The sequence below is a fragment of the Pseudomonas sp. NyZ201 genome, assembly GCF_049860765.1.
Taxonomy (GTDB): domain Bacteria; phylum Pseudomonadota; class Gammaproteobacteria; order Pseudomonadales; family Pseudomonadaceae; genus Aquipseudomonas; species Aquipseudomonas bharatica.
The window spans coordinates 710,345-731,412 of record NZ_CP187557.1 but is presented as its reverse complement, the minus strand read 5'-3'; the positions used below and the strand labels follow the sequence as shown (position 1 = coordinate 731,412).

Annotated in this window: 26 protein-coding genes; 11 read left to right on the top strand and 15 right to left on the bottom strand. The window is 65.3% G+C overall.

Features of this window, described 5'->3' with window-relative positions:
• Window positions 1-80 precede the first annotated feature (80 nt).
• Entirely contained in the window at window positions 81-1,979 is a 1,899-nt protein-coding gene (gene dxs, locus ACPFMA_RS03300) for a 1-deoxy-D-xylulose-5-phosphate synthase (protein ID WP_420058254.1), read from the top strand.
• A gap of 135 nt (window positions 1,980-2,114) precedes the next feature.
• Here the strand turns inward: dxs and ACPFMA_RS03295 are convergent, their stop codons facing one another.
• From ACPFMA_RS03295 to nrdR, 11 genes are all read right to left on the bottom strand, one after another.
• A complete protein-coding gene (locus ACPFMA_RS03295; RefSeq protein ID WP_425929682.1) occupies window positions 2,115-2,534 on the bottom strand; it encodes an MFS transporter in 420 nt (139 codons plus the stop codon).
• Window positions 2,531-3,148: a GTP cyclohydrolase II gene (ribA, locus tag ACPFMA_RS03290; RefSeq protein WP_064302085.1), complete on the bottom strand. Its 618-nt coding sequence runs from the start codon at window positions 3,146-3,148 to the stop codon at window positions 2,531-2,533. The genes ACPFMA_RS03295 and ribA overlap by 4 nt, the downstream gene beginning before the upstream one ends.
• A 116-nt stretch (window positions 3,149-3,264) precedes the next feature.
• Complete coding sequence (locus ACPFMA_RS03285; protein WP_420058252.1) at window positions 3,265-3,999, bottom strand: substrate-binding periplasmic protein; 735 nt, start codon at window positions 3,997-3,999, stop codon at window positions 3,265-3,267.
• A gap of 13 nt (window positions 4,000-4,012) precedes the next feature.
• Window positions 4,013-4,516, bottom strand: a complete 504-nt coding sequence (locus ACPFMA_RS03280; protein ID WP_009397438.1) for a phosphatidylglycerophosphatase A family protein — start codon at window positions 4,514-4,516, stop codon at window positions 4,013-4,015.
• A complete protein-coding gene (thiL, locus tag ACPFMA_RS03275) occupies window positions 4,513-5,478 on the bottom strand; it encodes a thiamine-phosphate kinase (protein WP_009397439.1) in 966 nt (321 codons plus the stop codon). Before thiL ends, ACPFMA_RS03280 begins: the two co-directional genes overlap by 4 nt.
• Before the next feature lie 18 nt (window positions 5,479-5,496).
• Entirely contained in the window at window positions 5,497-5,997 is a 501-nt protein-coding gene (nusB, locus tag ACPFMA_RS03270; protein WP_009397440.1) for a transcription antitermination factor NusB, read from the bottom strand.
• Entirely contained in the window at window positions 5,994-6,470 is a 477-nt protein-coding gene (gene ribH, locus ACPFMA_RS03265; protein ID WP_009397441.1) for a 6,7-dimethyl-8-ribityllumazine synthase, read from the bottom strand. Before ribH ends, nusB begins: the two co-directional genes overlap by 4 nt.
• A 90-nt stretch (window positions 6,471-6,560) precedes the next feature.
• Window positions 6,561-7,652: a bifunctional 3,4-dihydroxy-2-butanone-4-phosphate synthase/GTP cyclohydrolase II gene (gene ribBA, locus ACPFMA_RS03260; RefSeq protein ID WP_009397442.1), complete on the bottom strand. Its 1,092-nt coding sequence runs from the start codon at window positions 7,650-7,652 to the stop codon at window positions 6,561-6,563.
• A 19-nt stretch (window positions 7,653-7,671) separates the two neighbouring features.
• Window positions 7,672-8,337, bottom strand: coding sequence for a riboflavin synthase (locus ACPFMA_RS03255; protein WP_009397443.1), 666 nt, complete (start codon window positions 8,335-8,337; stop codon window positions 7,672-7,674).
• 46 nt (window positions 8,338-8,383) lie between these two features.
• Window positions 8,384-9,514 (bottom strand): bifunctional diaminohydroxyphosphoribosylaminopyrimidine deaminase/5-amino-6-(5-phosphoribosylamino)uracil reductase RibD, encoded by a 1,131-nt coding sequence (gene ribD, locus ACPFMA_RS03250; RefSeq protein ID WP_425929681.1) that lies wholly within the window; start codon window positions 9,512-9,514, stop codon window positions 8,384-8,386.
• 2 nt (window positions 9,515-9,516) lie between these two features.
• Window positions 9,517-9,981, bottom strand: a complete 465-nt coding sequence (gene nrdR, locus ACPFMA_RS03245) for a transcriptional regulator NrdR (RefSeq protein ID WP_009397445.1) — start codon at window positions 9,979-9,981, stop codon at window positions 9,517-9,519.
• A gap of 109 nt (window positions 9,982-10,090) precedes the next feature.
• Between nrdR and ACPFMA_RS03240 the strand changes: the two genes are divergently transcribed.
• Genes ACPFMA_RS03240 through trxA form a run of 3 tightly spaced genes read left to right on the top strand, consistent with a single transcriptional unit; the run spans window position 10,091 to window position 12,104 of the window.
• Entirely contained in the window at window positions 10,091-10,540 is a 450-nt protein-coding gene (locus ACPFMA_RS03240; protein ID WP_064302089.1) for a YbaY family lipoprotein, read from the top strand.
• Window positions 10,541-11,200 carry a class I SAM-dependent methyltransferase gene (locus ACPFMA_RS03235; protein WP_425929680.1) on the top strand — a complete coding sequence of 220 codons (660 nt, stop codon included), beginning with the start codon at window positions 10,541-10,543 and terminating at the stop codon, window positions 11,198-11,200.
• 31 nt (window positions 11,201-11,231) lie between these two features.
• Window positions 11,232-12,104 carry a thioredoxin gene (gene trxA, locus ACPFMA_RS03230; protein ID WP_009397448.1) on the top strand — a complete coding sequence of 291 codons (873 nt, stop codon included), beginning with the start codon at window positions 11,232-11,234 and terminating at the stop codon, window positions 12,102-12,104.
• 52 nt (window positions 12,105-12,156) lie between these two features.
• Here trxA and ACPFMA_RS03225 read toward each other — a convergent pair whose 3' ends face one another.
• On the bottom strand, window positions 12,157-12,498 hold the full coding sequence (locus tag ACPFMA_RS03225) for a hypothetical protein (protein ID WP_420058249.1): 342 nt from the start codon (window positions 12,496-12,498) through the stop codon (window positions 12,157-12,159).
• A gap of 129 nt (window positions 12,499-12,627) precedes the next feature.
• On the opposite strand from ACPFMA_RS03225, the gene ACPFMA_RS03220 reads away from it, so the two are divergent.
• From ACPFMA_RS03220 to ACPFMA_RS03200, 5 genes are all read left to right on the top strand, one after another.
• Window positions 12,628-13,218: a DUF2796 domain-containing protein gene (locus ACPFMA_RS03220; protein WP_425929679.1), complete on the top strand. Its 591-nt coding sequence runs from the start codon at window positions 12,628-12,630 to the stop codon at window positions 13,216-13,218.
• A gap of 45 nt (window positions 13,219-13,263) precedes the next feature.
• Entirely contained in the window at window positions 13,264-13,983 is a 720-nt protein-coding gene (locus ACPFMA_RS03215) for an ABC transporter ATP-binding protein (RefSeq protein WP_425929678.1), read from the top strand.
• Window positions 13,983-15,248 (top strand): ABC transporter permease, encoded by a 1,266-nt coding sequence (locus tag ACPFMA_RS03210; protein ID WP_425929677.1) that lies wholly within the window; start codon window positions 13,983-13,985, stop codon window positions 15,246-15,248. The genes ACPFMA_RS03215 and ACPFMA_RS03210 overlap by 1 nt, the downstream gene beginning before the upstream one ends.
• Window positions 15,249-15,259: 11 nt before the next feature.
• Window positions 15,260-15,781: a DUF3299 domain-containing protein gene (locus ACPFMA_RS03205; protein WP_425929676.1), complete on the top strand. Its 522-nt coding sequence runs from the start codon at window positions 15,260-15,262 to the stop codon at window positions 15,779-15,781.
• 108 nt (window positions 15,782-15,889) lie between these two features.
• Entirely contained in the window at window positions 15,890-16,573 is a 684-nt protein-coding gene (locus ACPFMA_RS03200) for an OmpW/AlkL family protein (protein WP_009397454.1), read from the top strand.
• Between the two features lie 105 nt (window positions 16,574-16,678).
• Here the strand turns inward: ACPFMA_RS03200 and ACPFMA_RS03195 are convergent, their stop codons facing one another.
• Together ACPFMA_RS03195 and ACPFMA_RS03190 are read right to left on the bottom strand one after the other, a co-directional pair.
• On the bottom strand, window positions 16,679-17,608 hold the full coding sequence (locus tag ACPFMA_RS03195; protein ID WP_425929675.1) for an NAD-dependent epimerase/dehydratase family protein: 930 nt from the start codon (window positions 17,606-17,608) through the stop codon (window positions 16,679-16,681).
• Window positions 17,601-18,485: a sugar nucleotide-binding protein gene (locus ACPFMA_RS03190; RefSeq protein WP_064302097.1), complete on the bottom strand. Its 885-nt coding sequence runs from the start codon at window positions 18,483-18,485 to the stop codon at window positions 17,601-17,603. Before ACPFMA_RS03190 ends, ACPFMA_RS03195 begins: the two co-directional genes overlap by 8 nt.
• 290 nt (window positions 18,486-18,775) lie before the next feature.
• Between ACPFMA_RS03190 and ACPFMA_RS03185 the strand changes: the two genes are divergently transcribed.
• The gene (locus tag ACPFMA_RS03185; RefSeq protein ID WP_425929674.1) at window positions 18,776-19,819 is read left to right on the top strand and encodes a TauD/TfdA family dioxygenase; all 1,044 of its coding nucleotides are present in this window, start codon (window positions 18,776-18,778) and stop codon (window positions 19,817-19,819) included.
• Between the two features lie 21 nt (window positions 19,820-19,840).
• Window positions 19,841-20,638: a TSUP family transporter gene (locus ACPFMA_RS03180; protein ID WP_064302099.1), complete on the top strand. Its 798-nt coding sequence runs from the start codon at window positions 19,841-19,843 to the stop codon at window positions 20,636-20,638.
• Between the two features lie 8 nt (window positions 20,639-20,646).
• On the opposite strand, the gene ACPFMA_RS03175 is transcribed toward ACPFMA_RS03180, so the two are convergent.
• Entirely contained in the window at window positions 20,647-21,066 is a 420-nt protein-coding gene (locus tag ACPFMA_RS03175) for a hypothetical protein (protein WP_425929673.1), read from the bottom strand.
• Window positions 21,067-21,068 lie beyond the last annotated feature (2 nt).

Here is a 21,068-nt window from a genome sequence, read left to right as displayed (position 1 = left end):
CTGACAGTCACCCACAAAATGTGCAGTCTCTCCCCAATGGGGTAAACTGCCGCGTCTTCAAACCTATAACGACTCGCCTGATGCCCACGACGTTTCAAGAGATCCCACGCGAACGCCCGGTCACGCCGCTCCTGGACCGTGCCGCCACGCCAGCCGGTTTGCGGCGCCTGGCCGAAGCCGACCTGGAGAACCTGGCCGACGAACTGCGCCAGGAGCTGCTCTACAGCGTCGGCCAGACCGGCGGTCACTTCGGCGCCGGCCTGGGCGTCATCGAGCTGACCATCGCCCTGCACTATGTCTTCGACACCCCGGATGACCGCCTGGTGTGGGACGTCGGGCACCAGGCCTATCCGCACAAGATCCTCACCGGTCGCCGCGAGCGCATGAATACCCTGCGCCAGAAGGATGGCCTGGCCGCCTTCCCGCGACGCAGCGAGAGCGAATACGACACCTTCGGCGTCGGCCACTCCAGCACCTCGATCAGCGCCGCCCTGGGCATGGCCATCGCCGCCCGCCTGCGCAACGAGGCACGCAAGTCCATCGCGGTGATCGGCGACGGCGCCCTGACCGCCGGCATGGCCTTCGAGGCGTTGAACCATGCCCAGGAAGTCAACGCCGACATGCTGGTCATCCTCAACGACAACGACATGTCGATCTCGCGCAATGTCGGCGGGCTGTCCAACTACCTGGCCAAGATCCTCTCCAGCCGCACCTACGCGAGCATGCGCGAGGGCAGCAAGAAGGTCCTGTCGCGGCTTCCCGGCGCCTGGGAAATCGCCCGCCGCACCGAGGAATACGCCAAGGGCATGCTGGTCCCCGGCACCCTCTTCGAAGAGCTGGGCTGGAACTACATCGGCCCGATCGACGGCCACGACCTGCCGACCCTGATCGCTACCCTGCGCAACATGCGCGATCTCAAGGGCCCGCAGTTCCTGCATGTAGTGACCAAGAAGGGCAAGGGCTTCGCCCCGGCCGAGGTCGATCCGATCGGCTACCACGCCATCACCAAGCTGGAACCCCTGGATGCCCCCGCCGCCGCGCCGAAAAAGGCCGGCGGGCCGAAGTATTCCGCCGTGTTCGGCCAATGGCTGTGCGACATGGCTGCCGCCGACGAGCGCCTGGTGGGCATTACCCCGGCAATGAAGGAAGGCTCCGACCTGGTGGCCTTCAGCGAACGTTATCCACAGCGCTACTTCGACGTGGCCATTGCCGAGCAGCATGCGGTGACGCTGGCCGCGGGCATGGCCTGCGAGGGCTCCAAGCCGGTGGTGGCGATCTACTCGACCTTCCTCCAGCGCGCCTACGACCAGTTGATCCATGACGTCGCGGTACAGAACCTCGACGTGCTGTTCGCCATCGACCGCGCCGGCCTGGTGGGCGAAGACGGCCCGACCCACGCCGGCAGCTTCGACCTGTCCTACCTGCGCTGCATCCCCGGCATGCTGGTGATGACCCCGAGCGACGAGAACGAACTGCGTCGCATGCTCAGCACCGGCCACCTGTACAACGGCCCGGCGGCGGTGCGCTACCCGCGCGGCAGCGGCCCGAATGCGCCGATCGAAGACAGCCTGGAACCGCTGGAAATCGGCAAGGGCGTGATTCGCCGCCAGGGCAGCAAGGTCGCCTTGCTGGTGTTCGGCGTACAACTGGCCGAGGCACTGAAGGTTGCCGAAACGCTGGACGCCACGGTGGTGGACATGCGCTTCGTCAAGCCACTGGACGAGGCACTGGTGCTGGAGCTGGCCGGCAGTCATGACCTGCTGGTGACCATCGAAGAGAACGCCATCATGGGCGGCGCCGGTGCGGCGGTGGGCGAGTTCCTGGCTCGCGAAGCCGTGCTCAAGCCCTTGCTGCACCTGGGACTGCCGGACGTGTATGTCGAGCATGCCAAGCCGGCGCAGATGCTCGCCGAGTGCGGGCTGGATACCGCGGGGATCGAAGCTTCGGTGCGCAAGCGCATGGAGCTTCTGGGCCTGTAGGGGCCTCATCGCTGGCAAGCCAGCTCCCACAGGTTCAGCACAGGCCTTGAGGTTTGTGCAGTACCTGTGGGAGCTGGCTTGTCGGACCGCCGCACCGCAGCGATTGCTATGGAACAGCCGTGTATCTTCCGTGCATCAGGCCAGTTGGCGAGGAAGACGGTAGAGATACAGGATGACCACGCTGGAGATCGCCAGCAGGATCTGCGGCACTGCCTCCAGGCCGACGAACACCGACAGCGCGGCGACCCAGGCCGGCAGGCAGGCGAACAGCATGCCCAGGCGGCGAACCCTGGCCAGTTCGATCCAGGCAGCCGGTTCGGCCTCGCTATCGAGCGCCTTGCCGGTGGCGATCAGGGCGTGCTTGTACACGCCGAAACGCGGCAAGGTCAGGAACATCGAAGCAATGCCGCCAATGAACATCGGCATGGCCAGGACCGGGATGAGCGGGTCCATGCCACCGAAAGCCCAGGCGAAGACGACCAAGGGCGCCAGCGCCACCGCCAGGTATTGCCACCAGGCCAGGGCCAGGCGAGTCCGCACCTGGCTGCGGGTCACGCGCGACCGACCTCGCCCTGGTGCTCGTTGCCCATCATGTGGCCGAGCTTGCCGGCCTTGGTGGCCAGGTAGTGCTTGTTGTGCGGGTTATGCCCGGTATGCAGCGGCACGCGCTCGGCAACGACGATCCCCATGTCGGTCAGGGCCTTGACCTTGCGCGGGTTGTTGGTCATCAGGCGCAACGAACCAACGCCCAGGTGTTCCAGCATCGGCCGGCACATGCCGTAGTCGCGCTGGTCGGCAGCGAAGCCCAGGCGCTCGTTGGCCTCGACCGTATCGGCACCGCCGTCCTGCAACTCGTATGCGCGAATCTTGTTCAGCAGGCCGATGCCACGGCCTTCCTGGCGCAGGTAGAGCAGTACGCCGCGCCCTTCCCGGGCGATGGCTTGCAGGGCTGCTTCAAGCTGCGAACCACAATCGCACCGCTGGCTGAACAGGGCATCGCCCGTCAGGCATTCGGAATGCAGGCGGCCCAGCACCGGCTGGCCGTCGGCGACATCACCGAGGCTGAGCACGACGTGCTCGCGGCCGGTGGCTTCGTCGAGAAAACCGTGCATGGTGAAGGTCGCGAAAGGAGTAGGCAGCTTGGAGGCAGCAACGAAAACGACGGGCACCTTGTGCTCCTGAATATGCATGAAAATTGACGTGGGCCGATTGTAACAGCAGCTTGCCACAGCTGCTTATGCTGAATTGCTGAGGCAAAAGATCGAAAAGTTCGATGCTGGATAACCTAGCGCACAGGCTTTTCGAAGGGATAAGGCTGCTTCCAGCGCTCGAAAATCGGCTTCAGTGCGCCACTGGGCACGAGTTCGTCCATGCGCTTGTCGAACAGGTCGCGCAACGCCTTGCCTTCGGGGGTATCGCCAAATGCCAGATACAAAGGCAGTTCCGCCACATGGGTACTGCGGAAGTCCTCCGGGTGCTCGGCCTGGGCGTGCACATGGTTGACCTCGGTCTGGGCATCGATATAGAAGTCCACCCGCTCGCGCTCGAGCATCGGCAGGATACCGTCGCGGCGCTGTACTTCGCGGTAGTAGCCGACGTTGGGCAGGTAGCGCTGGTAGTCGTAGCCGCGCACCCAGGACAGGCGGAACTGGCCAAGGTTGGCCGGAGTCGGCTGCGGCTTGCGGGCCAGGCCCAAGGCGTAGATATGATCGGAGTCGAAATTCCAACGTGGGTACAGGTTGCCGGACATTTCCTCTTGATAGGAGCCGACCCAGGCATCCGCCTCACCGCGATTCACCAGGCCGATGGCCCGGGTGTAAGGCGCGCTGAGCACCTTGACCTTGACCCCGGCCGGCTCGAACACCCTGCGCAATACATCCCAGGCCACGCCGGTGCCATCGGCGTTGGTGTAGTCCTGCCAGGCCTCGCTGGCCAGACGCACCTCCGTCGGCAGGCCTTCGGCCCGCGCCACGCCCACCATCCCGGCCAGCATGGCGACCAGCAACAACCACTTGCGCATCGTGCGACTCCCTTTAAACCAGGCTCCAGACCAGCACTTGCATGGCCAGCCAGGCGAAGACCCCGGCCAGCACATCATCGAGCATGATGCCCACGCCGCCATGCACATGCCGGTCGATCCAGCGAATCGGCCATGGCTTGAGGATGTCGAAGAAGCGGAACATCAGGAATCCGGCCAGCAGCCACAGCCAGCCTTCCGGCACCAGCCAGAGGGTGATCCACATGCCGACCATCTCGTCCCAGACGATACCTTCATGGTCGTGGACCTTGAGGTCATCGGCCACCTTGCCGCACAGCCAGAAGCCGAACAGCATGGTCAGGCCGAGCATCAGCCAGTAGCCCCAGTCCGGAAGCATCTGCCACAGCGGCACGAACGGCAACGCCACCAGCGAGCCCCAGGTTCCAGGGGCCTTGGGCATGGTGCCCGAGCCGAAGCCGAAAGCCAGGAAATGCCACGGATTGCGCCAGACCGAGGGCGGAACGTTTTCCGCTGGCACCTGGTTGGGGTGATCGGTCACGGTGTCTCCCTAAAATGTTGATAGCCGCGCACGGCAGGAGTGATATCGCGGCCCTGGGCGTCGTGCAGGCTGACGCCGCTGCCGGCTTCGACCCGACCCACCACATGCACTGGCCAGCCCTCGGCCAGCAGACCGGGCAGCTCGGCAGGCGGCAGGGTGAAGGCGATCACGTAGTCGTCTCCACCGGTCAGCGCCGCCTGTCGTGCACCCTCGAGACCTAGGAACGCGGTCAGCGCCTCACCCAACGGCAGGCGCTCCACTTCCAGGCGCAAGGCAACCGCGGAAGCCGTGGCGATATGTCCGCAATCGGCCAGCAGACCATCGGATACGTCCAGGGCCGCCGTGGCCTTGCCACGCAGGGCCTGGCCCAGCGCAATCTGCGGCGAAGGCGACCAATACTGGGACAGTAGCGGTTCGGCCCGGGTTGCATCGGCCTGACGTTCACCCAGCACCAAGGGCAAGGCGCCGGCGGCATTGCCCAGTTCGCCACCGACGCAGACCAGGTCACCGACCTGCGCACCGCCCCGGGTCAGCGCCTGCCCGGCAGGCACGCGACCGAGCACGGTCATGGTCAGGCTCAGGGGGCCGCGGGTGGTGTCGCCGCCAACCAGGGTCAGGCCGCACTGCCGGGCCATCCGGCTGAGGCCGCGGGCGTAGTCGCGCAGCCAGTCCGGATCGGTCTCGGCCAGGGTCAGGGCCAGGGTGAAGGCCAGCGGCGTGGCGCCCATGGCAGCCAGGTCGCTGGCAGCGACCGCCAGCGAGCGCTGGCCGAGCAGGAAAGGATCGCTGACGACAGGGAAATGCACCCCGGCCACCAGCGTGTCGGTGGAGATCGCCAGCTGTTCGCCGGGCCCCGGCGCCAGCAGCGCGCAATCGTCACCGATGCCCAAGGCGATGCCTTCGCCACCCTGCGCACAGGGCGCGGCGGCGAAGAACTGGCGGATCAGCTCGAACTCACCCATGGACAGGCAGCGCCACGATCAGCGCTTGAACGCCTTCACTTCGGCTTCGCGAAGCACGGGTGCAAGCTTGTCGAGAACACCGTTGACGAACTTGTGGCCGTCGGTGGAACCGAAGACCTTGGCCAGTTCGATGCCCTCGTTGATCACCACGCGGTACGGCACGTCGTGACGCACCAGCAGTTCCCAGCCGGACAGGCGCAGCACGGACAGCTCGACCGGGTCGAGTTCTTCCAGGGCCATGTCCAGGCAAGGCTTGAGGGCGTTGTCGATTTCGGTCTTCTTGGCCGGCACCCCGTGAAGGATCTCGCGGAAGTAGGCACCGTCGACATCGCTGAAATCGTTATCGACCCGGAACTGCGCTTCGATCTCGTTCAGCGAATGCTGGGCCATGTGCCACTGGTAAAGGGCCTGGGTCGCGAGCTTGCGGGCTTCGCGACGCTTGGCGCTTTTCGAGGGTTTGCCGGCATCGGCGGGTTTCGGATCGCGCGGGTTGAAACGATCGCTTTCGTCGCTAATCACTTGGCCTCCAGCTGCGCCAGCAGACTGACCATTTCCAGTGCGGACAGCGCGGCTTCGGCGCCCTTGTTGCCGGCCTTGGTGCCGGAACGCTCGATGGCCTGCTCGATGGAATCGACGGTCAGCACACCGAAGGCGACAGGAATACCGAACTCCATGGACACCTGGGCCAGGCCCTTGGTGCATTCGCCCGCAACGTATTCGAAGTGCGGAGTACCGCCACGGATCACGGCGCCCAGGGCGATGATCGCGGAGTACTCACCCTGTTGGGCGACCTTCTGCGTGACCAGGGGGATTTCGAACGCGCCCGGGGCACGGATGATGGTGATGTCGCTTTCGCTCACGCCATGACGAACCAGGGCGTCAACGGCACCGCTCACCAGGCTTTCGACGACGAAGCTGTTGAAGCGGCCAACCACCAAAGCGTAGCGACCTTTGGGGGCAATGAAGGTACCTTCGATGGTCTTCAGGGACATTGCGGGATTCTCATCTTAAAGAGCCAGGCCGCAAGAACGCGGCCTGTGGGAGTTTTGGTCACGAACGGGCAACGGTCAAACACCGTCGGCTCATTCGGAGGGCACGTATTCTACAACTTCCAGATCGAATCCGGATATCGCATTGAACTTCATCGGCGAACTCATCAGGCGCATCTTGCGCACGCCGAGGTCGCGCAGGATCTGCGAACCGGCACCGACGGTGCTGTAGGTGGTCGGCGCCTTGGTCGGAGCATCGCCCGCACTTTCGCGGATATGCGCCAGCAGCACATCGCCGTCCAGCGGATGACCGAGCAGCAGCACCACGCCGCTGCCGGCCTCGGCCACGGCGGCCATGGCCGCGCGCAGGCTCCAGCGGCCCGGCTGCTTGACCAGCAGCAGGTCGCGCAGCGGGTCCATGTTGTGCACGCGTACCAGGGTCGGCTCTTCCGCGCAGATCTTGCCCAGGGTCAGGGCCATGTGCACGTCGCCTTCCACCGCGTCACGGTAGGTGACCAGGTTGAATTCGCCCAGCTCGCTCTCGATCGGCTGCTCGGAAATCCGCTGGATGGTGCGCTCGTGGATCATGCGGTAGTGGATCAGGTCGGCGATGGTGCCGATCTTCAGGCCGTGCTCGGCGGCGAAGACTTCCAGCTCGGGACGGCGCGACATGGTGCCGTCGTCGTTCATCACCTCGCAGATAACCCCGCTGGGCTCGAAGCCGGCCATGCGCGCCAGGTCGCAGGCGGCCTCGGTGTGCCCGGCGCGGGCCAGGGTACCGCCGGGCTGGGCCATCAGCGGGAAGATATGACCGGGGCTGACGATATCCTCGGCCTTGGCGTCCTTGGCGGCGGCAGCCTGTACGGTGCGGGCGCGGTCGGCGGCGGAGATGCCGGTGGTGACGCCCTCGGCGGCTTCGATCGAGACGGTGAACTTGGTGCCGAAGCCGGAACCGTTGCGCGGCGCCATCAGCGGCAGCTTCAGGGTTTCGCAGCGCTCGCGGGTCATCGGCATGCAGATCAGGCCGCGGGCGTGCTTGGCCATGAAGTTGATGTGCTCGGGCAGGCAGCACTCGGCTGCCATGATGATGTCGCCTTCGTTTTCGCGGTCTTCGTCATCCATCAGGATGACCATTTTGCCCTGGCGGATGTCTTCGACCAGTTCTTCGATGGTGTTGAGCGCCACGCGGCACCCCCTTCTCAATTCAGGATTTCAGGTAGCCGTTGGCGGCCAGGAAGCTTTCGGTAATGCCGCTGCCTTTGCTCGGCTCGGCGGCTTTGTCACCCAGGAGCAGGCGCTCCAGGTAACGGGCAAGCAGGTCGACCTCGAGGTTGATCCGACGACCCGGGCGGTAGTCGGCCATGATGGTTTCGGCCAGGGTGTGCGGGACGATGGTCAGCTCGAATTCGGCGCCATCGACTTCATTGACCGTCAGGCTGGTGCCATCGACGGTGATCGAGCCCTTATGGGCGATGTACTTGGCCAGTTCCTTGGGCGCACGCACGCGGAACTGGATGGCGCGGGCGTTATCGGCGCGGGAGATGATCTCGCCGACGCCATCGACATGACCACTGACCAGGTGACCGCCAAGACGGCTGCTCGGGGTCAGGGCCTTTTCCAGGTTGACCCGGCTGCCGGCCTTCAGGTCGGAGAAGGCGGTGCAGTCCAGGGTTTCCCGGCTGACGTCGGCCCAGAAGCCGTCGCCCGGCAATTCCACGGCGGTCAGGCAGACGCCGTTGACGGCGATGCTGTCGCCGAGCTTGACGTCGCTCAGGTCGAGCTTGGCGGTTTCGACATGGACACGCACATCGCCGCCCTTGGGAGTGATGGCGCGGATGCTGCCGATGGATTCGATGATGCCGGTGAACATGGGGTCCTCCTCGGAGACCAGGGCCGCGCCAGGCGCAAGCCGCGAATTATACGCCTGGGGCAGGCGCGGGGACGGCAGTGACTCGCCAGTCATCGCCAACCGCGCGCATTTCGATGATTTTCAGGGCCGGTGCCTCGCTCATCCGCGCCAGCGGCCAGTCGAGCAGCGGACGCGCGGTGGAGCCAAGGAACCTGCCAGCGATGAACAGCTGGTATTCGTCGATCAGGCCAAGCCGGGCGAACGCGCCGGCGAGACCGGGGCCGGCTTCCACCAGCACCTCGTTGATGTCGCGGCGGGCCAGTTCCACCAGCAACTGGCGCAGGTCGACCTGGCCGTTCTCGCCAGGTATGCGCAGCAGTTGGTGGCCGGCGGCGGCATAGCGCGGATCGTCTTCGGCGGCGGTGACCACCAGCGCCGCGCCGGCCTGGAAGAACGGCGCGTCCAGCGGCACGCGCAGCCGGCCATCGATCAGCACGCGCAGTGGCGGACGCGCCAATGCCAGGGCGGTGGTCTCGGGATCCAGGCCCAGTTCATCGCCGCGTACGGTCATCCGTGCGTTATCGGCGATCACACTGGCGGCACTGGTCAGGACCACGCTGGAGCGGGCGCGCAGGCGTTGCACGGCAGAGCGCGCCGCCGGGCCGGTGATCCACTGGCTTTCGCCGCTGGCCATGGCGGTGCGACCATCCAGGCTCATCGCCAGCTTGACCCGGACGAACGGCAGGCGATGCTCCATGCGCTTGAGGAAACCGGGGTTGAGCGCCCGGGCTTCGGCTTCGAGCACACCGCTGGCGACTTCGATCCCGGCGTCGGCCAGACGCTTGAGGCCATTGCCAGCGACCTGCGGATTGGGGTCCTGCATTGCGGCGACCACCCGGCTCACCCCGGCCTTGACCAGCGCTTCGGCGCAAGGCGGCGTGCGTCCGTGGTGGCTGCACGGCTCCAGGGTCACGTAGGCACAGGCACCCCGCGCCAGCTCGCCGGCCTCGCGCAAGGCGTGGACTTCGGCATGGGGTTCGCCGGCACGCACATGCCAGCCCTCGCCGACGATGCGCCCGTCACGCACGATCACGCAGCCTACCCGCGGATTCGGATGGGTCGAATACAGGCCCTTGCGCGCCAGCTCCAGCGCGCGGGCCATGTAGTGAGCGTCGAGCACGGCGCGTTCTGTGGACATGTTCACTCTTTGGACGGCTCTCGGGCCAGGCGGTCGATCTCTTCGCGGAACTCGTCGAGGTCCTGGAAGCGTCGATACACGGAAGCGAAGCGGATATACGCCACTTCATCGAGCTTTTGCAGTTCGGCCATGACCAGCTCACCGACCACCAGCGACTTGACCTCGCGCTCGCCCTTGGCCCGCAGCTTGTGCTTGATATGGGCCAGTGCGGCTTCCAGGCGCTCGACGCTGACCGGACGCTTTTCCAGCGCGCGCTGCATGCCGGCGCGCAGCTTGTCTTCGTCGAAGGGTTGGCGGGTACCGTCCTGCTTGATCAGGCGCGGCAAGACCAGTTCGGCGGTCTCGAAGGTGGTGAATCGCTCGCCGCAGGCCACGCATTCGCGGCGGCGGCGCACTTGCTCGCCCTCGGCGACCAGTCGCGAGTCGATGACTTTGGTGTCGTTGGCACCGCAGAAGGGACAGTGCATGGTGGCAGGCAACAAAAAAAGGGAGGGCCATGGTAGCGCATCCGACTGGCAAGACAAGCCAAAGGGGTTACCATCCAGTGAGGAAATACGCCCCCTAAGGAATTTATCCATGTCGTTTCGAGCGCTCGCCGTGCTCGGTTTCGCCACCCTGCTGACCGCCTGCAGCAGCGAAACCCCCAAGCCAGTACCGCCCCAGGCCCCGGCCAAGCCCGTGGCCAGGCATGTTCATGTGCCGACGCCGCTGCCTGCCTACCAGCGCGAACTGAGCGGCAGCTTCACCAATATTCCCCGGGGCGCCGAAGTCGAGGTCGCCCTGCTGGTGATCGACGAGCGCGGCCGCCCGCAGCGCCTGCTGGCCAGCGATACCTACGACGGTACCGGCCAGGCCCTGCCGTTCCAGTTGCGCTTCAATCCGGAGGTCTTCCCAGCCGGTGGACGGGTGGAGTTGCGTGCCCGCGCCAGCCAGTCCGGACAACTGATCCTGCACCTCAAGCCGGTCAGCGTGCCCCGTGCCGAAACCCAGGCCTTCGGCCCGCTGCAACTGGAAAAGGCGCCGTAGATGGCGCCCGTTCAACTGCAGGCCGCGTTGAGCGGGTTGCTGGGCGATGCGCGCCTGGTGGCCAGCGAATTGCCGGACTGCCCGCTGAAACTCTGGTTGATCGACGCCGATAACATGGATCGTGCCTTCAGCCCCGAGGAAACCCGGCGCATTCTCGACGAGCCGCCATACTGGAGTTTCTGCTGGGCCAGCGGCCTGGCCATGGCCCGCTACCTGGCCGAGCGCCCGGACTGGGTCGCGGGCAAGCGGGTCCTGGATTTCGGCGCCGGATCCGGGATTGCCGGGATCGCGGCGGCGAAGGCCGGTGCCCTGGAAGTGGTTGCCTGCGACCTCGATCCGCTGGCGCTGCAGGCCAGCCGGGCGAACGCGGAACTCAATGAGGTGCAGCTGAGCTATTCCAGCGACTTCTTCGCCGAGGACGATCGCTTCGACCTGATCCTGGTCGCCGACGTGCTCTACGATCGGGCCAACCTGCCGCTGCTCGACCAGTTCCTCAGCCGTGGCCGGCAGGCCCTGGTAGCCGACTCGCGGGTGCGCGACTTCCAGCATCCGCTCTACCGCCGGCTCGATACCCTGCATGCCCTGACCCTGCCGGACCTGGCCGAGCCCCACGAGTTTCGCCAGGTGAGCCTGTACCACGCCAGCCGCGGGGCCTTATAGTGGCGTCATTCATGCGTTCGCGAGAGTCGAGATGAGTCAGGAATCGCCGTACATTTTCGATACCACCGTTGCCAACTTCGATCAGGTGGTGATCGCCAACTCCCATCACAAGCCGGTGCTGGTGGACTTCTGGGCCGACTGGTGCGCGCCGTGCAAGGCGTTGATGCCGATGCTGGCGAAGATTACCGAGGAGTACCAGGGCGAACTGCTGCTAGCCAAGGTCAACTGCGATATCGAACAGGACATCGTCGCCCGCTTCGGTATCCGCAGCCTGCCTACCGTGGTGCTGTTCAAGGATGGCCAGCCGGTCGACGGCTTCGCCGGTGCCCAGCCGGAATCGGCGGTGCGCGCCATGCTCGAACCCCATGTGCAACTGCCCGCACCGGCCGCGGCCGATCCGCTGGAGCTGGCCCAGGCGCTGTTCAACGACGGGCGCTACAGCGAGGCCGAAGCCGCGCTCAAGGCACTGCTGGCCGAGGACAACAGCAACGCCGCAGCGCTGATCCTCTATGCCCGCTGCCTGGCCGAACGTGGCGAGCTGGTGGAAGCGCAGACCGTGCTGGACGCCGTGAAGAGCGACGAGCACAAGGCAGCGTTGGCCGGCGCCAAGGCCCAGTTGACCTTCCTGCGCCAGGCCAGGGACCTGCCGGAAGTGGCCGAACTGAAATCGCGCCTGGCGCAGAATGCCGAGGATGACGAGGCGGCTTACCAGTTGAGCATCCAGCAACTGTCGCGCCAGCAGTACGAGGCGGCGCTGGAAGGCCTGCTGAAGCTGTTCAAGCGCAACCGCGGGTACGAAGGCGGATTGCCGCACAAGACCTTGCTGCAGGTCTTCGAGCTGCTGGGCAATGACCACCCGCTGGTGGGGACCTACCGGCGCAAGTTGTTCGCAGCACTCTACTGAGTCAGTTCCGGTCCTATCGCTGGCAAGCCAGCGATAGGGCCCGAAAGAGTACCTAGCCGATCCAGTGATACACCGGCGCATCCGCCCCGCTTTCCACCTTCACCTCGGCACTATGCCGCAGCCGCACCAGCAGGCGCTTGCCCGCCGCCGTGCTCCCGGCCAGGCCTTCAAGCAACTCCAGCAACGCCGGCCCCTGCATTTCCCCCGCCTTGCGCAGCAGTTCCTTCGCCGCCAGCCACAGAGTGTCATCCGGCCGCGCCTGCGCTACCGGCGCTGCACTGCTGACCGGCGTCGCCACCGGCTCGCCCGCCCGCGCCAGGCTTGCCCATTCCTCCGGACCCAGCTCGATGGTCAGATCCACCGGCCATTCGCCGATATGTCCTCGAATTCGCACGTCGCGTCCTCCGTTTTCAGGCGGCCATGCTCCCATGCCGGTCGAAGAACGCCAAGGGAGACTGGCGAGCGGATTCTACTTTGTTATAACATTTCAAAATCTTTCCAAAACCTCCCCGGAGTTCCGCCCATGCGTCGCCTGCTGCTTGCCTTGCCTTTCGCGCTGCTGCCCCTGGCCTTCACCGCCTCCGCGCATTCCGACCACGATCATGATCATGAGCACGACCACGCCCATGGCGCACTGGGCGCCCACGAACACGGCGTCGCCCACCTGAACGCCGTGCTCGACGGCAATACCCTGGAACTGGAACTGGAAAGCCCGGCGATAAACCTGGTGGGCTTCGAGCATGCGGCCCAGAGCGATGCCGACAAGGCCAAGGTGGCCGCCGTGCGTGCCCAGCTGGAACAACCGCTGAAGCTGTTCGGCCTGACCGCCGCTGCCAATTGCAAGGACAGCGACCAGGAGCTGCAAAGCCCGCTGTTCGGCGATGCCCCGGCCAAGGATGACGACGGTGATGGCGACGAGCATGAGCAAGGCCACAGCGATATCCACGCCCACTACCGCTTCGAATGTGCCAAGCCGGATGCCTTGCGGAGCCTGGACCTGGCCCCGCTGTTCAAGACCTACCCTTCGACCCAGAAGATCCAGGTCCAGTTGATCGGGCCAAGTGGCCAGAAAGGTGTCGAAGCCACGCCGGCAAACGCTACGATCAACTTCTAAGCCACCTATCCAGTGAAGCGCCCGGGGCAACCCGGGCGTCGATTTATGAGCCAGGCACTGATTGAACTGACCGACCTGGGCTTCGCCTGGCCGGGCCAACCACCGCTGCTGGACATCCCGGCGCTGCGCCTCGACGCCGGTGAATCGCTGTTCCTCAAGGGCCCCAGCGGCAGCGGCAAGACCACCCTGCTGGGCCTGCTCGGCGGTGTGCAGAAAGCCGACCGCGGCAGCATCCGCCTGCTCGGCCAGGACCTTGGCGAACTGAGCCAGAGCGCCCGCGACCGTTTCCGCGTCGACCACACCGGCTACATCTTCCAGCAGTTCAACCTGCTGCCGTTCCTGTCGGTGCGGGAGAACGTCGAACTGCCTTGTCGTTTCTCCAGGACACGCGCCGAACGTGCCGCACAACGCCATGGCAGCGTCGCCGAAGCCGCCAGCGTGCTGCTCGCCCACCTCGGCCTGAAGGACCCGACCCTGCTCGCCCGTCGCGCCGACAGCCTGTCCATCGGCCAACAGCAACGCGTTGCTGCGGCCCGGGCGTTGATCGGCCAGCCGGAGCTGGTGATCGCCGACGAACCCACCTCGGCCCTCGACGCCGATACCCGCGAGGCCTTCATCCGCTTGCTGTTCGCCGAATGCCGCGACGCCGGCTCCAGCCTGTTGTTCGTCAGCCATGACCAAAGCCTGGCGCCGCTGTTCGACCGCCAGTCGTCCCTTGCCGAACTCAACCGCGCGGCCCGCCCTGCCAGCGATACGGAGGTCTGATGTACCTGCTCCGCCTTGCCCTGGCCAGCCTGGCCAACCGCCGTTTCACCGCCTTTCTCACCGCCTTCGCCATTGCCCTGTCGGTGTGCCTGCTGCTGGCCGTGGAACGGGTCCGAACCGAAGCCCGCGCCAGCTTCGCCAGCACCATCAGCGGTACCGACCTGATCGTCGGCGCCCGCTCCGGCTCGGTGAACCTGCTGCTGTATTCGGTCTTCCGCATCGGCAACGCCACCAACAACATTCGCTGGGACAGCTTCGAACACTATGCGAACGACCGTCGGGTGAAGTGGGCGATCCCGATCTCCCTGGGCGATTCGCACCGCGGATACCGGGTGATGGGCACGACCCAGGCGTACTTCGAGCACTACCAGTACGGCCATCGGCAGAACCTGGAACTGAGCCAGGGCCGGGCTTTTGCCAGCGATCCATTCGAGGTGGTGCTGGGCGCCGAGGTTGCCGAAGCCTTGCATTACCAGCTCGGCGACAAGCTGGTGCTGGCCCATGGAGTGGCCGCCATCAGCCTGGTCAAGCATGACGACAAGCCCTTCACCGTGGTCGGCGTGCTCAAGCGCACCGGCACGCCGGTAGACCGCACCTTGCACATCAGCCTGGGTGGCATGGAGGCGATCCATATCGACTGGCACAACGGTGTGCCGGCGCGCGGCAACGGGCGCATCAGCGCCGACCAGGCGCGCAACATGGACCTGACGCCGACGGCGATAACCGCCTTCATGCTTGGCCTCAACAGCAAGGTGGCGACCTTCTCGCTGCAACGGGAGATCAACGAGTTCCGCAGCGAGCCGCTGCTGGCGATCCTGCCCGGCGTCGCCCTGCAGGAGCTGTGGAGCCTGATGGGCACGGCGGAACAGGCGCTGTTCGTGGTATCGCTGTTCGTGGTACTGACCGGGCTGATCGGCATGCTCACGGCCATCCTCACCAGCCTCAACGAGCGCCGCCGGGAAATGGCCATTCTGCGCTCGGTGGGGGCACGACCCTGGCACATCGCCGGACTGCTGGTGCTGGAGGCCTTTACACTGGCCCTCGCCGGAATCGGCGCAGGACTGGGACTTCTGTACCTGGGCATCGCCGCAGCCCAGGGTTACGTGCAGGCCAACTATGGGTTATACCTGCCGCTGGCCCTGCCGAGCAGCCACGAATGGACCCTGCTGGCGATCATCCTCGGCGCTGCGCTGCTGATGGGCAGCATCCCCGCGTGGCGGGCCTATCGACAGTCGCTGGCCGATGGCCTGTCCATTCATCTGTGAGTATCCGTGGAATGCGCCGTGCCCTGTTGTTTTTGCTGTTATGCGCCCTGCCCGCCTGGGCCGGCGAGCCCCGCACCCTGGAATGGCCGCAATTGATTCCCGCCGGCGCGCCGGTGATCGAGCCGCAACTGGCGCCGCTGCACAACCTGTCGCAACTCTCCAACCTGGGTGACGCGCTGGCGGCCGAAGCGGCGCCGGCGGCGCACCAGCAGGTGCCGGACGCGCCGGTGGTCAAGGAACTCGACGGCCAGCAGGTCAAGCTGCCGGGCTATATCGTGCCGCTGGAAGTCGGTGAGGACGGGCGCACCACCGAGTTTCTCCTGGTGCCGTACTACGGCGCCTGCATTCATGTCCCTCCGCCACCGTCGAACCAGATCGTGCATGTGGTCAGCGAGATCGGCATCAAGGTCGAGGAGCTGTACCAGCCCTACTGGATCGAAGGGCCCATGCGTGTCCAGTCGTCGTCCAGCGAGCTGGCCGAGGCCGGATATCAGATGGAAGCCGAGAAAATCTACGCTTACGAACTACAATGAATGGCCGCGCCACAACGCCTTCGCTTTCATTGAGCTGAATCAAGTATCGCCCCGTGGCAGCTCCTTAACATTGGAACCATCGAATCCAAATGTCCCCTGGGAGCTTCCATGAACAAGTCCTTGCTCGGCGCCTCGCTGATCGCCCTCGCGCTCGCAGCGCCTGCCGCCTACGCCCACAAGGCCGGTGATTTCATCGTCCGCGCCGGTGCAGCCACCGTCGCCCCGAACGAAGACAGCGGCAACCTGAAACTCGACGGCGTCAAGGTCGCCGGCACCAAGGCAACCGTGGACAGCGACACCCAGCTGGGCCTGGCCTTCGCCTACATGGTCACCGACCACGTCGGTATCGAACTGCTGGCCGCCACCCCGTTCCAGCATCAGGTAAACGTGAAAGGCCTCGGCCCGGCCCTCGACGGCAAGCTGGCCGACATCAAGCACCTGCCGCCAACCCTGTCGGTCCAGTACTACCCGATGGATGCCGGCTCGAAGTTCCAGCCTTACGCCGGTATCGGCCTGAACTACACCCTGTTCTTCAACGAAGACCTGACCAGCGAGCGCAAGGACCAGGGCTTCAGCAACATGAAAATGAAAAACTCCGTGGGCCTCGCCGGCCAGTTGGGCATGGACTACATGATCAACGACAACCTGCTGGTCAACGCCTCGGTCTGGTACGTGGATATCAACACCGAAGCCAGCATCGACGGACCGAGCGCACTGGGCGTGGGCAAGACCAAGGTCGATGTGGATATCGATCCGTGGGTCTACATGGTGGGTATCGGCTACAAGTTCTGAACGCAAAAAAGGGCCGCGCAAGCGGCCCTTTTTTTGTGGTGTCCTTCAGGGCCTCATCGCTGGCAAGCCAGCTCCCACACGGGCCTGAGCTGGCTGATACGGCACTCAGCGGCCCAGCAGTCGGCTCAGGCCCACCGCCAATGGCGTGACCTCAGGCAACCCGAACCGCTCCAGCAGCCGGCGGTTATCCGCCCGCGAGTGGCGAATATCGCCGCTGCGCGCCACCCCGTAACTCACTGCCGGCAAATCTCCCAGCACACTGCGCAATGCCTCCAGCAACTGGTTCAACGACGTCGCCTGGTTCAGGCCGATATTCACCGCCCCCTCTTCCACCCGCGGCATTTCCAGCGCTTGCACCATCACCGCGACCAGGTCGGAGACATAGAGGAAATCCCGGGTCTGCTCGCCATCGCCGAACACGGTGATCGGCGTGCCGTTCAGCGCGCGCTCGCAGAAGATGCTGATCACCCCGGAGTACGGCGAGGACGGATCCTGGCGCGGGCCGAAGATATTGAAGAAGCGGAATACCACGGGCTCCAGGCCATGCTGGCGACGGTAAAAGTCCAGGTACTGCTCGCTGGCAAGCTTGTCCGAGGCGTAGGGTGTCAGCGGTGCCTTGGCAATGTCCTCGCTGATCGACTCGCCTTCACCATTGTTGCCGTAGACCGCCGCGCTGGAAGCGAACAGCACGCGCTTGACGCCGGCCAGGCGCATCGCCTCGCAGACATTCAACGTGCCGATGAAATTGCTCTGGTGGGTCTTCACCGGATCATCCACCGAGGCCTGCACCGAGGCCACAGCCGCCAGGTGCACCACGGCCCGACAGCCTTCGACAGCGCGCTTGACCAGTTCTGCATCGGCGACGTCGCCTTCGATCAGTTGCAGCCCGGGGTGGCCCAGTTGCAGGTTGTCACGCTTGCCGGTGGACAGGTCATCCAGCACACGCACCGAATGGCCCTTCTGCAGCAGGGCGTCACACAGGTGGGAACCGATGAAGCCAGCGCCACCGGTAATCAGAATGGGGGCATCAGCCATGACGATAGAATCGATCCAGTAAGGTCGGCAGGCCGGAGCGCCAGGCACGCGGCTTGATGCCGAAGGTGTGAAGGATTTTCTTGCAGGCCAGCACCGCGTGTTGCGGTTCTTCGGCAGCATCGGGACGCGCGGCGTGGGCCTGGGCGGTAGGCGCCTCGACGGCGAGCTGGCGCAATTGCGAGGCCTCGCCGAGGATCGCCTGGCCCAGCGCCAGCGGCGTGGTCGCCTCGTTGCCGGCGTAGTGGTAGGTGCCCCACAGCGGCGCGGCGCAATCCAGTTGCTTGAGGACCGAGAGAATGACCCGGGCGGCATCGTCCACCGGGGTCGGGTTACCCCGCCGATCGTCGGCCAGGAACAGCTCGTGGGCAGTTTCCGCCCGGGTCAGGAAGCGCCCGAGGATACCGTCGGGGCTGTCGTCCAGCACCCAGCCGAAGCGCAGCAGTACATGCTGCGGGCAGATGGCCCGCACGCTCTGTTCGATGCGCCACAGCGCCTGGCCACGCAGGCCCAGGGGCACCGGCTCGTCCTTTTCGCTGTAGGCCGTCGCGCGCGAGCCATCGAACACCCGGTAACTGGACGGTTGAACGAGAATGATGTTGTGGTGCTGGCACAGCTCGGCGAGCCGCTCTACCGAGCGCTCCTGGGAGGCCAGGCGCTGCTCGCTGACCGACTCGGCCTGGAACCAGTCGAAGTAGTAGGCCAGGTTGACCAGGGCATCGGGCCGGGTGTCATCGAGCAACTGGGTCAGGCTCGCGGCATCCCAGCCCTGTTCGGGCGGGCGCGGCGCGAGAAAGCCGATGTCCTCCTCGGCCCCGAGACGAATCAGCGCTTGCCCAAGGGCATTTCCACCACCCAACAGCATCAGGCGCATTCGCATAGGTTCAGCAGGTCCGCTCAGGTTGATTGAAGGCAAGCACGTAGTTTGCGGTTTCCGCCGAGGGAAGTCCAACCGCCCGAGTCCACGAAATGTTTAGCCGCGCAGGTCAAGCAGGGCGGTTTCCCACACTCTCAAATAGGAATCCGCTTACACCGGCAAAAGAACCAACTGACTTCGGCGACCGAAAAAACCACCTTCAATATCTACCTTGCCGGCTACCTGTTGCGCAGTCAGGAGCCATCGCGGGGCAAGGACGCCCCGAATCCTCTATTTGCTAAGGAAGGTTGCCCATGAAGGACTGCGAAATCGCCACCCTGACCCTCGATAACGACCAGCTCGACCAACTGCACAAGGCCAGCCTCGATCTTGCCCGCCATGGAGGCCCTCAGGCGCCAGGCGCCGCGCTCAAGGCGCGCCTGTGGGCGCGGTTGCTGGAAGCCAGCCTGCAACCGGTGCAGCAGGCCACGGTGAACCTGTTTGCCGACGGCAAGCTCGCCGCACTGCTGTTCGCCCGCTTGCGCGCGCCCAAGGACGACCCGCTGCCTGAGCGGCTGCCGGAACTGGCGGCGCTGGAGCAGGACTTCACCTGCCTGTACCTGGGCTCGCGCAACCAGGTGCTGCTGGAACTGGTACGCCATTGCGCCTTCGCGTTCGATATCGACAACGATGGCAAGCACCTGCGCCTGGTCGGCAACTTCAAGGGCGGCGGGCGCTTGCCGCGCCACGATGAAGACCGCCGCAAGCCGGTGGAACTGAGCTCCCACGCCGGCCTGCGCCTGGGCCCGCATACCGAGGCGCCCTATCACTGCTCGGTGGTCGCCCGCGACGGACACTCCCCGGCGCCTTCGGCCCTGGTCCTCAGCGCCCGCTGGAACCCGGCCGGCGAGCCGACGCGCATCGTCCCGCTGCGCAGCGTGATCGAAGGGCTGGGCAGCCTCGATGTGCTGGCATTGAGTTCACGCTCGTTCGACTTCACCCGCAGCGAATGCTTCGTCGATGGCCACGGCGCCGGCGGCGCAGCCACCTCCATCATCGACTTCGACGAGCAAGGTGGTTTCAGCGTGCGCTACAACGCCTACCGCTTTTCCCTCAACGAGCAGGCCAGCGACGCCGCCGCTCGGGCCTTCGACGCCTTCCAGGCGCGCCTGGCACAGACCCGTCCGGTGGATTTCGTGCTGCAGCCGGACACCGTGCTGCTGGTCAACAACACCCGCGCCCTGCATGGCCGCGAATCGTTGTGCGACAACCGTCGCCTGCTGATACGGCTGTTCGGCTATTCGCGCTTCGCCCGCCCGCTGATCCTCAAGCAAGACCCGCTGCTGGTGCGCGGTTGATAGCCCTGGAGTAACCATTCAATGCTGGAAATCGATTTATCCCTGCTACTGATACTCGCCACCGTCGCGCTGCTGGCCGGGTTCTTCGATGCCATCGCCGGAGGCGGTGGGCTGATCACCCTGCCGGTGCTGTTCATCGCCGGCCTCGATCCGCTGGCGGCGCTGGCCACCAACAAGTTCCAGGCGGCAAGCGCCACGGTGTCGGCCACCTGCGCGTTCGCCCGTCGCGGCATGCTCGACTGGCAGCGCGGTTGGCCGATGGCCTTGATGGCCTTCGCCGGCGGCGCCCTCGGGGCCTTGTCGGTGAGCCTGGTTCCCCGCGATTTGCTGCAGGCCGGAGTACCGGTGCTGCTGGTACTGATCGCTGGCTATTTCGCCTTCAGTCCGCGCCTGGACGACAGCCAGATGCGCAAGCCGCGGGTATCCTTCAGCCTGTTCTGCCTGCTGATAGCCCCGTTGATCGGCTTCTATGACGGGGTGTTCGGTCCCGGGGTCGGTTCGTTCTTCATGCTGGCGTTCATGCTCCTGCTCGGCCAGGGCATGTTGCGCGCGGTGGGCAACAGCAAGCTGCTGAATGCCGCATGCAACCTCGGCGCGCTGACGGTATTCGCCGCCTCCGGCACGATTCTCTGGCCACTGGCCCTGGCGATGGCCGCCTGCGCCGTGCTCGGTGCGCAACTGGGTGCACGCTGCGCGGTGTATTTCGGCCCACGCCTGATCCGCCCGCTGGTGGTCTGCGTATGCGGCGTGATGGCGCTGAAACTGCTGCTGGACGCGGGCAACCCACTGGTGGAGTGGGTTGCCGACGAGTGGCCCTAGGCCAGGCGTTAGCGGGAGTTCCTGGTGTCAAAGCTACCGTATGAGTTGGGGCGGCTCACCGAGCTCTTCCCAGTGCTGTAACGCGTGTCTTCACCACCGTAGGAATTCGGACGACTTACCGAACTGCTGCCGTCGTTGTTGCGCGTATCCATCCCACCGTAAGAGTTGGGCCGACTGACAGAACTGGTGCCATCGCTGTTACGGGTATCCAGGCCGCCGTAGGAGTTTGGACGGCTTACCGAGGTGGTTCCGTTGCTGTTGCGAGTATCCATTCCGCCATAGGAATTCGGACGACTCGACGATGTCGTGCCATTGTCGTAGCGGCAATCCTGACCGCCGTACGAGTTTGGCCGGCAGGTATCGGCGTAGGCCTGGAGCATTGGCGAGGCGAGCAGAATCGAACCCAGCAACAGAGCTTTGAGTTTCATAA